The 13,295-nt window shown below is 37.4% G+C and carries 12 protein-coding genes and 1 rRNA gene; 9 read left to right on the forward strand and 4 right to left on the reverse strand.

Going from position 1 to position 13,295, the window contains the following annotated elements; genetic code table 11:
• From rrf to DXA15_RS27270, 3 genes are all read left to right on the forward strand, one after another.
• A 5S ribosomal RNA gene (gene rrf, locus DXA15_RS22660) occupies positions 1-105 on the forward strand; the annotation flags it as partial.
• A 132-nt stretch (positions 106-237) separates the two neighbouring features.
• Entirely contained in the window at positions 238-834 is a 597-nt protein-coding gene (locus DXA15_RS27265; RefSeq protein ID WP_233567551.1) for a helix-turn-helix domain-containing protein, read from the forward strand.
• Positions 831-1,160 (forward strand): GyrI-like domain-containing protein, encoded by a 330-nt coding sequence (locus DXA15_RS27270; RefSeq protein ID WP_233567552.1) that lies wholly within the window; start codon positions 831-833, stop codon positions 1,158-1,160. Before DXA15_RS27265 ends, DXA15_RS27270 begins: the two co-directional genes overlap by 4 nt.
• 125 nt (positions 1,161-1,285) lie before the next feature.
• Here DXA15_RS27270 and DXA15_RS22670 read toward each other — a convergent pair whose 3' ends face one another.
• A complete protein-coding gene (locus DXA15_RS22670; protein WP_128135529.1) occupies positions 1,286-3,454 on the reverse strand; it encodes a lipopolysaccharide assembly protein LapB in 2,169 nt (722 codons plus the stop codon).
• 84 nt (positions 3,455-3,538) lie between these two features.
• On the opposite strand from DXA15_RS22670, the gene lepA reads away from it, so the two are divergent.
• Positions 3,539-5,326, forward strand: a complete 1,788-nt coding sequence (lepA, locus tag DXA15_RS22675; protein WP_128135530.1) for a translation elongation factor 4 — start codon at positions 3,539-3,541, stop codon at positions 5,324-5,326.
• 472 nt (positions 5,327-5,798) lie between these two features.
• On the opposite strand, the gene DXA15_RS22680 is transcribed toward lepA, so the two are convergent.
• Entirely contained in the window at positions 5,799-6,653 is an 855-nt protein-coding gene (locus DXA15_RS22680; RefSeq protein ID WP_128135531.1) for a S1 RNA-binding domain-containing protein, read from the reverse strand.
• A gap of 200 nt (positions 6,654-6,853) precedes the next feature.
• Here DXA15_RS22680 and DXA15_RS22685 point away from each other — a divergent pair, with 200 nt between their 5' ends.
• From DXA15_RS22685 to DXA15_RS22705, 5 genes are read left to right on the forward strand one after another with little or no spacing between them, the layout of a single operon-like run.
• Positions 6,854-7,684 carry a polysaccharide biosynthesis/export family protein gene (locus tag DXA15_RS22685; protein ID WP_128135532.1) on the forward strand — a complete coding sequence of 277 codons (831 nt, stop codon included), beginning with the start codon at positions 6,854-6,856 and terminating at the stop codon, positions 7,682-7,684.
• 8 nt (positions 7,685-7,692) lie between these two features.
• On the forward strand, positions 7,693-9,288 hold the full coding sequence (locus DXA15_RS22690) for a GNVR domain-containing protein (protein WP_128135533.1): 1,596 nt from the start codon (positions 7,693-7,695) through the stop codon (positions 9,286-9,288).
• Between the two features lie 6 nt (positions 9,289-9,294).
• A complete protein-coding gene (locus DXA15_RS22695; RefSeq protein ID WP_128135534.1) occupies positions 9,295-10,644 on the forward strand; it encodes a hypothetical protein in 1,350 nt (449 codons plus the stop codon).
• Entirely contained in the window at positions 10,610-11,512 is a 903-nt protein-coding gene (locus DXA15_RS22700; protein ID WP_128135535.1) for a glycosyltransferase family 2 protein, read from the forward strand. Before DXA15_RS22695 ends, DXA15_RS22700 begins: the two co-directional genes overlap by 35 nt.
• Before the next feature lie 8 nt (positions 11,513-11,520).
• Positions 11,521-12,234: a glycosyltransferase family 2 protein gene (locus tag DXA15_RS22705; protein WP_128135536.1), complete on the forward strand. Its 714-nt coding sequence runs from the start codon at positions 11,521-11,523 to the stop codon at positions 12,232-12,234.
• Between the two features lie 263 nt (positions 12,235-12,497).
• Here DXA15_RS22705 and DXA15_RS22710 read toward each other — a convergent pair whose 3' ends face one another.
• Positions 12,498-13,097, reverse strand: a complete 600-nt coding sequence (locus tag DXA15_RS22710; RefSeq protein ID WP_233567553.1) for a glycosyltransferase — start codon at positions 13,095-13,097, stop codon at positions 12,498-12,500.
• On the reverse strand, positions 13,075-13,295 hold a 221-nt coding region (locus DXA15_RS27275), incomplete at its 5' end, for a hypothetical protein (RefSeq protein ID WP_233567554.1). The genes DXA15_RS27275 and DXA15_RS22710, both read right to left, overlap by 23 nt.

The raw sequence follows: 13,295 nt of genomic DNA on the forward strand, positions 1-13,295 counted from the left end.
GGTTATAGCGTTGGGGATCCACCTCTTCCCATTCCGAACAGAGAAGTTAAGCCCAACCACGTCGATGGTACTGCGTAAAAGTGGGAGAGTAGATAGCCGCCGTTTTAGAGTCACAGACTCCAAACAAATGAAAGGAATCAATCGTAAGGTTGGTTCCTTTTTCTCTTTATGAAGAGCTCCTTTTTATATATGAATACCAATTCCTATATTTGTACCTCATTCAAATACACATATAACGTGGCGAATACAACATTACAAGATCATACAAAACAAATCAACCGGGTTATTGATTATATTAATTCAAATCTGAACAGGCAAGTATCGATAGATGAGTTATCGTCGTTAGTTGATATTTCTACTTATCATTTTCATCGGATATTTACTGCCTCCATGGGTGAACCTGTAGGAAAGTATATTCTTCGGAGAAGATTGGAGCGGGCCGCCAATGTTTTGCTGAGTGATCCTGCTGCGATCAAGGATGTGGCTTATGATTGGGGGTTTTCTTCCGCCTCTTCTTTTTGTCGTAGTTTCAAACGTCATTTTGGTATTTCTGCCGAAGAGTATCGTCGCAAGAACGGATATCCGGATAGCAAGAAATGTCAATTCAAGAGCATAAACGAGCAACATACCTCGCTTTATTCACGCTATTTTTGTCGTGATAAAACAATCAAAGTAAATGGTATGGATATGAATTGCACTTTTGAAATTAAGCAAATGCCTGAGAGGGCTATTATTTATTGTCGTCATCAGGGAGCATTGGACCAGATGCAGGAGGCTTTTGCCAATCTTATGAAGTGGGCATTGCCAGAGGGTTTGTTTCACAACCGGATATGAGGTTATTGTCCGTCTATCATGATGATCCTCGTGTTACCCCGGTTGATAAATTAACAGCCGATGCGGCCATGTTTGTTCCGGAAGAAATGAAGCCGGAAGGATTTATTGGAAGTTATAGGCTCTCCGGCGGGTTGTATGCGGTTGGACGTTTTGAATTATCTATGTCTGAGTTTCCGGCTGCCTGGATGGCAATGTTCGATTTATTGGAAGAAAATGGCTGTAAGTGTGGTTATGGACATCATTATGAGATTTATCAGAATAACCATGACGAACATCCGGAAAAAAAGTTTATTGTGGATATTTGTATACCAGTTGAACCTGTATAACAGGGTAGGTGGTTGCATCATTTGCTTATGGCACATGAATAATACAGATCAGGCAGATTTACATGGTAAAGAATCCATGTAAATCTGCCTGATCTGTATTATCTGTATGTTGTTTATAGTTTATTTTATAAAGAATCATTTAGCACATACCTCAACTGATCCATCATCAGGGATATTTCTGAATCTTCTATACCGGCCACGATTAAATCCGGGATGTCCTGATTGAATTCTTCCTGGAACTTATAGAAATTCCCGTCTTCTTTTTCTATAGCCTGCCTGTAGAATTCTATAGCCCCTTTTATATTTTGCAGAGCCCATTCCGTATGGCCGGCATTTAGCAGGTCCTGCGTATTGGGCTGATCAGCCAATATCTTTTTGTAATAATTGCGTGCCTGGTCATATTTACCGGTTAGGAACGAACACCAGGCTATAGGACGCCATGCCTTGCTATTGCTATCCATATAATCAACCTTGAAGAAACATTTCAATGCTTCACTGTAGTTTTTGAGTTCCAGGTAACAATGTCCGATACTGATTGTAATAGATAAATTATCAGGGTTTAGCTTCTCGTACCGGCGATAGTACTTTAATGCTTCTTCCGGTTCTTTCAGCGAACGGTAGCAACCGGCAATCCGACGGATCACCCATTTGCTTTGCGGATTTAAAAGATCTGCCCTCAAATAAGCGTCGAGAGCTCCCTGTAAATCATCATTCATCTGCTTACAGTAGCCTATTTTCTGGAAAAGTATATCACTCTCCTGATTCGTCTCTGCTAATTGGTTAAAGATGGTCAGAGCATCACTGAAATAGTTTTTTCGCAGGTAGTATTCTGCAATCGTACTCAGACTTTCTTCATCGGAGATATAAGGACGCAAAATAGCGAGGTTATGAAAGTCAAGAGGCAATGTGAAAATGTCGTTGAAATCCAAATGTCCCGGATATATTTTAAAGAAGCGGTACAGGTCTTGTATATATTGTCCTGTAATCGTTTCCAGTTTGCCCCGTTTACTGATCAGTTCTTCTTTATTCTGTTGGATCATTTCAGTAGCTTGGCTGTCAAACTGATTCATCATCATTTTTTTAGCTTCTTCAGGCAACTGCATCATACTGAAGTATAATGAATATTTGTCGGAATTGCACATGAATGCTGCCAGCGTCATGGAGTCCAGCATCTGTTTTTCACCATTGTTCTGGTTAAAACGATCCCCGAACGATGAATGTTCTGTCGTAAACGGCAAAAGCCAGTTGCTCAGTTCGCGGAAGAAGGGGAAACTTTTCAAATGAACGAAGGTGGAATGCATGACATCGGCACCTTCCTGTTGCAGTTCACTGAATTCTTCCATCTTTTTACCCAGTGAACTGTCGGCAAATATATTTTCCCATTCCGGATTCATTTCCTCTCCAAGCTGTTCCGGGGTAATGTCTTTCAGATTTATTTTATTGCTGATCTTAGGACTCAGTTTCATCATTTCGGGAATAATCTCATTCTGTAGTTTCCGTGTAATCTTTTCTGTTTCACGGGCCAAGATAAAACGCAGTGTGATGGTCCGTATAGCTTTCGTGAAGCCGGGAACCTCTGAAAGAGCATCCAGCCTGTCTATTATTTGCGGATAAAGAGCCGTTCTTTTTCTATAAGTATATAATGTAAGCAGGATGGAGATCAGCGCACGTACTTTGATCTCTTCATTCCTATGATTTGCCGCATCAAACAATAACATCATTTTTTCCGGGTCGAAAGCAGCCTGTAAACCGAGCGTCAGCGATGAAACAATCTGACAACCTGCCGTAAACGGAAGTTCGTTATCGAAAAGAATATTCTTTATAACAGCAGCATCTTCAACCGTGAAAGGATCGGATACCCATATCTTATTGAACAGAACAATGAGCATGGCGTCATATTCGGCCCTGTTTCCTGTCGCATAATGCTTGCTTAGTTGGAGGTGGAGATTCTCGAAAGTCACGTTAGGCTGGACCTGCAAACTCCTGCGCCGGCTATAGAAGGCCAAAGGCGATTCAACAGCCATTGCTTTATGCTTGATCCGGTCGGCCAACTCGTATGAGGAGGTCTGGATCTTATTATATATCTGTTCCTGCATCGGATCTTTGGCTCCTTCGATGCGATAACGCAACATATATTTATATGTATCCTGCAACTCATTCAATTTGTCCTGGAACGATATTTCACGGCTTCCGGAAATGAGTGCCTGAATGGAATCAAAAGCATTCTTTAACTCCTTGCTATCTAATGAACCGATAATACGGTTGTAAGCTTTATTTATTTCTTGTAGTGTCATATAATATTAACAACAAATGGTATGCCAAAAGTATAGTTTTTGACCTAAAATTCCTATCTTTGCACACCTAAAATAAATTAGCACATGAAGAATATCCGCAATTTCTGTATTATTGCTCATATTGACCATGGTAAGAGTACTTTGGCTGACCGTTTGCTTGAATATACCAAGACAGTCGAAGGCAAAGACTTACAAGCGCAGGTCCTCGATGATATGGATCTGGAGCGCGAACGAGGCATTACGATCAAGAGTCATGCCATTCAGATGAAATATAATTATAAAGGTGAAGAATATATCCTGAATTTGATCGATACGCCGGGACACGTCGACTTTTCGTATGAAGTTTCCCGCTCTATTGCTGCATGTGAAGGGGCTTTGCTGATTATCGATGCCGCCCAGGGAATCCAGGCGCAGACTATATCCAATCTGTATATGGCGATCGAAAATGATCTGGAGATCATCCCGGTCATGAATAAGATCGACCTTCCCAGTGCCATGCCGGATGAAGTGGAAGATCAGATCGTTGAACTGTTGGGCTGTCCACGTGAGGATATTATCCGGGCAAGCGGTAAGACCGGTGAAGGTGTTTTTCAGATCCTCGATACGATCATTGAAAAAGTGCCGGCTCCCAAAGGAGATCCGGAAGCACCGCTTCAGTGTCTTATCTTTGACTCCGTATTTAATTCATTCCGTGGCATTATTGCCTATTTCAAGGTGGTGAACGGTGTGATCCGAAAAGGAGACCATGTCAAGTTTATCGCTACAGGAAAAGAATATGACGCAGACGAAGTCGGTGTATTAAAGCTGGAAATGTCACCACGCAGTGAAATCAGAACCGGTGATGTGGGTTATATCATTTCCGGTATTAAAACATCAAAAGAAGTAAAGGTCGGCGATACTATAACTCATGTAGCCCGTTCGGCAAAGGCTGGTATAGCCGGTTTCGAGGAAGTGAAGCCGATGGTGTTTGCCGGTGTGTATCCGATCGACAGCGAAGATTTTGAAAATCTGCGTGCGTCATTGGAGAAACTGCAATTGAATGATGCCTCCCTGACATTCCAGCCGGAAAGTTCTGCCGCTCTGGGTTTTGGTTTCCGTTGCGGATTCCTGGGATTGTTGCATATGGAGATTGTCCAGGAACGTCTGGACCGTGAATTCAATATGGATGTGATCACGACAGTACCTAACGTATCCTACAAAGTATATGATAAAAAAGGTAATTGTATAGAAGTTCATAACCCTAGCGGACTGCCGGAACCGACATTGATCGATCATATCGATGAGCCGTATATTCGTGCTTCTGTCATAACGAACACGACTTTTATCGGTCCGATCATGACACTTTGTCTGGGTAAGCGTGGTATTTTGCTGAAACAGGAATATATTTCAGGCGATCGTGTGGAGATTCATTATGATATGCCTTTAGGGGAAATTGTGATCGACTTCTATGACAAACTGAAGAGTATCTCTAAAGGATATGCCTCTTTTGATTACCATATCCATGATTTCCGCCCGAGTAAACTGGTGAAGCTGGATATCCTGTTGAACGCTGAGCCGGTGGATGCCCTGTCTACATTGACACATGTGGATAATAGTGTGGCATTCGGCCGTCGTATGTGTGAAAAACTGAAGGAGTTGATACCTCGCCAGCAGTTTGATATTGCCATCCAGGCAGCTATCGGAGCGAAGATCATTGCCCGTGAGACGATCAAGGCAGTACGTAAGGATGTAACAGCCAAATGTTATGGTGGTGATATTTCACGTAAACGTAAATTGCTGGAAAAACAGAAAGAAGGTAAGAAGCGAATGAAGCAGATCGGATCGGTAGAAGTTCCGCAGAAGGCATTCCTTGCTGTATTAAAGTTAGACTAAAAATAGCTTCAAAAAAGAATTGTAAGTACGAAGCTATTAATTATCAATATGTAGAAGGTGACGCTGGCTATTTAGGACGGCGTCACTTTTTGTTTGGTATCATTGCCTCTATTTTTTAGCGATCATACTATTTACCTAAACCCCTTTACTAGTATATAATTAGATGTAAAGTTATAACTTCTTAATCATTCGACCCAGGTAAAATACGTAGTTGACCCAGGTCGAATTTATAGTTGACCTAGGTCAAATTTGAAGTTGCCCATGGTCGAAAGATTAAAAACATATAGGTTTGAATTTAAAAAACAAGTTAGTATTCAATAAGAAACATCTTGTAAAGTATTAGGCTCTTTCGGGAAGGTATCGGACTTTATCAGAAATGACTTGTGCCGGAAAAGTTAATAATAAAACGAGTGACGCTGCATGTATAAAGCAGCGTCACTCGTAAATATTTGATATTTAGTTAAATGTCGTGCTATTCGGCTGTTTGATCCTGCTTTTTTGCTAAACTTATGCCGCCGTTTTCTAACGTGATAAGATGCTGTTTGTAAAGGGCACCGATCGCTTGTTTGAAGCTTTTCTTGCTGCATTGGAAAAGTGATTGAATGACTTCCGGGTCACTTTTGTCGTGTACAGCGATAAATCCTCCCTGACTTTTTAACGATTCGAGGATGGTTCCGGCCAATCCTTCTATTTTCTGATAGCCCAGCGGAACGAGGCTTACGTCTATTTTTTCATCTTCGCGGACTTCTTTGATGTAGCCTTTAATCTCTTCTCCTTTTTCCAGGCGACGAAAGACTTCATTATAATATACCAATCCCCAATGCAGGTTATTAATGATAACTTTATAACCGATATCTGTATCATCCGCCACTAGTAAGTTAACTTCCTGATTGAATGTATATTCGGGCACTACATTGTCCAGATACTTATCGATACGTGCAGAAGCCACAATACGTCCGGTGATATGATCGAGATGGACATATACCAGATACCATCTGCCTTCGCGCATCGGCATCTTTTGTTCTTTGAAAGGGACGAGCAAATCCTTCATCAGCCCCCATTCCAGAAAAGCCCCCGTGTTATTAACCGATTTGACTTCCATGAATTTGAATTCGCCGACAGTAGCCAGCGGTCGTGCTGTCGTAGCGATCAGCCTGCCCTCATTATCATGATAAATAAAGACTTCCACTTCATCCCCCGGTTTTACGTTCTTTGGAACATAACGGGCCGGCAGAAGTATCTCTTTCCCATTACCCCCGTCCAGGTAGACCCCAAAATCCAGGTCTTTTACTATTTTTAGCGTGTTATATTTTCCTACTTCAAGCATAATTTGTTTCTTTTGGGACAAAAGTACATGATAATTCAAGAAAGAGAGATAAAATCTCCTATATTTTTACTTCATCATGCAGCAATATATTAACAAATGCATCGTTATAGATGTAACTCGGACTAGAAGAACACACTTATATGGTCTGGGGTTGAACTAAAAGTCGTATATTTGCAACTTATTTGAAGAAAAATTTATATATGAATTTGAAGGTATTGTTATTTGGTTTGCTTTTGTTTGGAGCTTGTTCGGCTCCTAAGAATATTACATATTTTGATGATGCAAAATATGTTTCAGGAGAAGAGTTATTAGGTACTAAAATGAATTATGATCCCAAGTTGAAATCTGGAGATAAATTGGTAATAACAGTTTCAGCTTTGGATATAGCTGCCGTAGCTCCGTTTAACCTGTATGCTGTATCTGTGACAGACTTGCTACAGACACAAACAAATTCAGTAACGGATAAAAAACAACTGAGTTCATCTCAAATGTATGCGCCATACACTGTCGATAATGAAGGGTATATTAATTTCCCGGTATTGGGAAAAATAGAAGTGAAAGACAAAACCGTGAAAGAGTTGGTTGATATATTGGAAGATAGAATATCTGAATCGGTAGAAAATCCTATAGTTAATATTCGGATAGAAAACTTTAAAGTTACAGTAATTGGAGAAGTGCTTCGTCCAGGTTCTTTTACTGTTTATTCAGATCGTATATCATTACTGGATGCTTTAGGGTTGGCTGGTGATTTGACTATTTATGGTGACCGTACCAATGTAAAGCTGGTTAGGGATATAAATGGGGAAAAGAAATTGGTTCATTTGGATCTGACAAAGACGAATTTGTTGGAATCTCCTTATTTTTATCTGGAACAGAATGATGTGGTTTATGTAGAACCGAATGACAAAAAGAAAAAATCCTCCCGTTACAGTCAGTCTGAACAATATAATTTATCCATAATTTCAACCTTTGCAAGTACGTTATCTGTGATAATGAGTGTTGTAATGTCTATTATAGCAATGAAAAAATAAGGAATAATATGAAATCTGTTGAAAATAACGAGTTTATTGATATTAAAGCAATCTACAAAAGATACATTAAGTATTGGCCGGTTTTTGTAGTTTCAATCTTTGTATTGGGGATATTGGGAGTTGTCTACTTGAAGATAAAGCCACCTGTATTGCAGGTTAATGCAAATATCCTGATAAAAGAAGATAAAGGTATTTCCGGAACTTCAGCTTCTGCAGCGGCTGCATCTGAGATGATGCAGAGCTTTGCTTTTGGTGGAAGTTCTGCAATGGGAGGAGTGTCCGTAAATGATGAACTTTTTCTGCTGAGTTCCTATAGTATATTCCGTGATTTAAGTAAGAATTTGGGTTTGAATGTCCAATATCTGTTGTCTGATTTTCCTCGAACCAAAGATTGTTATAAGGATTCTCCTATATCTGTGTATACAGTCAATCCATTGGCCGATACTTTGCGGGCAGTAATTAATTTTGACGTGAATCTGTCTAAAAACGGGGTGTGTAAGATTAAGGCCAAGAATGGTTGGAAAAAGATAGGAAGTGTTGAAACAAAAGAATTTCCGGTGAAATTGAATACAGATTTTGGGACATTTTATTTTGATACGACTAAATACTATATTCCTAAAAAAAATACTAGTTTGGAAATTAACTATATGGGTCATAATTTGTGTGCGGAAATATATCAGAAGCAAGTGACTGTTGATTTATATTCTAAGAAAGCAAATGTGATATCATTAATGATGGAAGAAGTTAATCCGAAGAGAGGATTTGATATCTTGAATACCCTAGTCAACTTTTACAATAAAAATGGTGAAATCGATAAAAATGATGAAACTAAGTTGATGGATGAGTTCTTGACAGAAAGGATTTCTTTGATGGAAGCGGAATTGGATAGTGTGGAAAGGGATATCGAATTATATAAGAAAACGAATAATTTGACGGATATTGAGACAGAAGCTAAAATCATATTAGAGAAAAGTCAGGATTTTAAGGAACGTCAGATTGAAGCTGAATCTCAATATACAGTAATTCAGTTAGTGGAAGAATTCTTGACTAAGGATGAAAACCGCTATTCTCTGGTACCGTTGAATATAGGGTTAAGTGACCGGACTGTGTTGGAAGGTCTACAGACATATAATGAGGCATTATTGGAGCGTATCAAATTAATGATGACAACAAAACCAGGAAACCCTGCAATAGATTTGGTGAATAAGCAGATAGATGCTATGCGTTCGAATATGTTGGAAACGGTACGTAGCATAAAATCTGGATTTAGCCGTTCTCGTACTGAATTGCAGTCGCAAGAAAATTACTTCCTTTCCCGTATTGCCAATATGCCACAGCAGGAACGTGAATTTATCACTATGAAAAGGCAGCAGATGATCAAGCAGGAGTTGTTCTTGTTCTTGTTGCAGAAGCGTGAGGAGAATGCTTTAACGCAAGCATTGGTGAAACCGAGAGCTAAAATTGTAGATTCTGCTTATGTTTTGTCTGAACCGGTTAGTCCTAAGTCTTCGGTCGTATTGGTGGTGGTGACTATTTTATCGGTTATTATTTCTATGTTTTATATTGTATGTGTTGAGCTATTAAGAAAAAGAAAGAAAGTATAATTCGCTATGTTGTTTATACCATTATTATTATTAGCAATAGCATTGTATATTTGTGGGCAAAGAACTTATTCTTTGCTCATATTTTTCTTTTTTTCTTTTTACGGATTTCAAATTATCCCGGATGAACTGTTTGAAACTGGATTAGGCTTTTCAAAATCTACCGATTTTGCATTGGTATATATCTTTGTCTTATTTGTTTATGGCTGTTTTGCTTATCATGATTATATACCGTTGAACAGAATGACTTATTTAATTGCAGTTTATTTGGCCGCAATATTAGTCATTATCGGTGTGAATAAATTTGTTTATGGAATAGGCTGGGGAGATATACTTAAAACTTCTCGTAATTATTTCTTTGTGTTGGCTTATTATCCGTTGAGACGCGTAGAGAAAGAAGAAGTGGATCGATTGTTGAAGATATTGTTGTATATCGTGTTGTTCCAAAGTCTTTTATTTGCTATACAGGCTTTTACCGGGAAAGCTATATTGGCTGGGGAAGAAGATAAATCGGGGGGAGATTTAATTTATCGTTTTTATAATTCTCCCAGAATGCTCTATTTCTTTATTTTTTATACGTTATTTGTTCAGCCGTTAGGGAAAAAGTATAGTACTTTTGCCGGAATCGTATTGATTATAACCAGTTTCCTGCCGATGCACCGGAGTTTGATCATAATGGTTATTTTAACCTTGTCTTTTGGGTATATGCTGAATGTCGGGAATTTGAAACGGTTTATTCGTTATTTGCCTTATGCATTGTTGGTCGCAATTCCTTTATGTTTTATATTGTTTGCTCAGGTCGGTTCTAGAACAATTTCAGATTTGCAAATGTTGCGGGAAGGAAATTTTGCGGAAATAGAGGATAGCGATGAAATTGAAAACTTTGAAATGGACTCGGAGTCAACATTTACATTCCGTATAGCACATTTTATGGAACGCTATTTGTATTCCAAGACAAATGTCATGTATGAGTTTTTTGGTTTGGGATTAATGACAGATGATTCTCCATATACATATAATAATTTTAATTTTGTTATTGGACTTCCAGATGAGAACGGCGGAATATATCAACTGGATACGCCTGATATTGCTTGGTCTAATTTTGTGGCTAGATATGGATATGTTGGAACAGTCGCTTATTTGGTGTTTTATATAGGATTGGCTTGGTTCTTTTTTGTAAATCGGAAAGATAAATTATCATTGTCTCTTTTACTATATATGTTGTTGGTATTGGGTACCTCTTTGACTTCTGAAACCTTATATCAAGTTGGGCGTAATGTTTTTGTTTTGATGTTGTTTGATTTTATAATAGATAAAAAACGGAATGAAGAAAATAACAGTTCTAACCTCCTTGTATAAATGTGAAAAATATCTTCAAGGATATTTTGATTGGGTACGCCGAATTGATAATCCAGAGGAAGTGGAAATTTTATTATTGCATAATGCTCCAACTAAAGCAGAGTTGGATATTATGCAGCAAAATATTTCAGAACTTCCGTTCGTCCACCATATCATTATTCCGGAATTGGAAGGATTGTATGTTACTTGGAATCGGGGAATACGTTTAGCTAAAGGAAAGTACGTTTGTATTTGGAATGTAGATGATATTCGTTATCCGGAGTCTTTGTCTTTGCAAGCAGCAACATTAGATGAAAATCCTGATATATTATTGACTTATTGTGATTTTTATTATATGTTTCAATATGGATGTATAAGTAACAAAAAAGTTATAAATGAAGATTTCCTTTTAAATCCCTCTGCATTTTTTACCAGTCATCAAATAGGTTGTTTCCCTATGTGGAGAAAAGAACTTCATGAGAAGTTAGGATATTTTGACGAACAGTTCTTTTTAGTTGCAGATTTTGATTTTCAGATTCGTTTGGCACGGACAGGTAAGTTGAAGAAAACGGAAGGCATTTTAGGTGTTTATTTAGAAGATGTACCGGAAAAATTGAGTAGCAATTTTAAGCGGCAGATCATAGAACGTAATTTCTTGTATTTGCGATATGCTATTTACGAGTATTTGAATTGGATTACTATATTTTCTATTTATAAAAACTTTAAGCCTTATATGATTAAGAATGGAAATGAGTGGTGGCCGATGACTTCTATATTTGAATCTTATAAGCTTTATCGTAAAAAACGATATTCTAAATTATTCAAATCTATAGGACGTCAGCCTCGTGGTTGGGCAGCTTTTGTTAAACATTGTCTTTTGAATAAATAGTGGAATGTATGAAACCAATAAAATTTAGTATTATTACTCCAGTTTATAATCGAGTAGATTGTATAGAACGTTGTGTGGAATGTGTGCGAATGCAGACTTATTGTGATTGGGAACATATTATTGTAGACGATGGCTCAACGGATGGAACAGATCTTTTATTGGAGAAAATGTCAAGGGGGGATTCACGTTTAAAATATGTGCGACAGAGTGAAAATGGAGGACCAAACAGTGCTCGGAATAAAGCACTAGATATAGCAACAGGTTCTTATGTCCTTTTTTGTGATAGTGATGATTGTTTGGCCAAGGAAGCCTTACAGAATATTATTGATGTAATGACTAAATTTGCAGGCTTTTCATATTACTTATTCTCTGTTGATGATAGATTAACATATTATGAATCTAATCCATTATTAATGAGGGGACAAGCTGTTTTATCATATTCTATGTGGATAACAGGCAAAGTAACAGGTGATTTTGTTCATGTCGTATCAAGATCCTTGTGGGATGATACTCGTTTTAATGAGAAATATAGGATTTATGAGGAGTTGACCTTTCTGGATTTATATAAACGTTCAAAGGAACAGTTTTTTTGTAATGAAATAATAATTAATAGAGATCGTAGTCGCCAAGATTCTGTTACGAATGAAACTAGTTTATATAAAAAGAATTCTATACAATATTCTATGGAGGTCCAAAAAAAAATATTAGAAGAGCATTATTGATGCTTATATAGAGAGTGGGGAATTTGAAATGTTGGCATGTAAAATACGGAAACTTTATTTTTATATGTTAATGTGTAGGACATATGATGAATTGTCATATTGGGAAAATAAAATAAAGGTGACAGGGCGTTCTATACCTTATTATTTAGTGTTTATTAAATCTGTTAGAGGAGGTAGAGGGCTTTCTGTAGGTGTGAAAATATTTTCTTATATTAAGTATTTATGTAAAAAATTAAGACGTAATTGATTTAGTCTTAACTTTTTTATTTTATTGGAGAAATGAGTTGGTGATATATATTAAATAGGGATTCTCCAATAGAATAATCATCCAATTTTAATTGTTTGATTTTTTCTCTACCTTCAATCCCTTTTATCTCATTATTCAAAGACTGCTGTGCTAATTCTGCTAGCTCCTCTGCTTTTGCGCTAGGGGAAACTGCAGAGTTTTTTACTCCTTTTAATAGGACTGATACGTCTCCCACATTAGTGGATATGATCGGTAGGTTACAAGCCATAGCTTCTTTGATAACTTGTGGTGAACCTTCAGAAATAGAAGTCATTATCATTAAGTCGGAAGAATTATATAATGCTGCAACTTCGGTTCTTGACATGTTTTTTATTTCTGTAGTTGAACATTGTATATTATATTTATTCCTTAAAATTTTTATGACATTTTCAAATAATGGGTAATTCTTTACTGTCCTAGATCGATCACTAGGGAAAATAATCTTTTTTATATTTGAATTGCTTTTGTTTGGTGACGGAGTAAATGTACTGGTGTCAACTGAACAGGGTATTATTTTTGTATGTAGAGTGTATTGTTTTACAATAGCATCCATTTTATTGTTTAAAGTAATGGCCATATTGACCTTTTTTAGGATGAGTTTCGTAAGAAATACTTGAATGTTTTTGCCCTGCTCGATTTGTATATCTCCTCCATGTAACGTAATAATCACAGGGATCTTTTTTTTGATTTTTTTTAATAAAAATAGACCGGATAAACCATAATAGTATATGGATTAGGTCAAAATTCATCTCTGTAATTCTCTTATGAATCTTAA

The sequence above is a fragment of the Parabacteroides sp. AM58-2XD genome (assembly GCF_003463685.1).
Classification (GTDB): Bacteria; Bacteroidota; Bacteroidia; order Bacteroidales; family Tannerellaceae; genus Parabacteroides; species Parabacteroides segnis.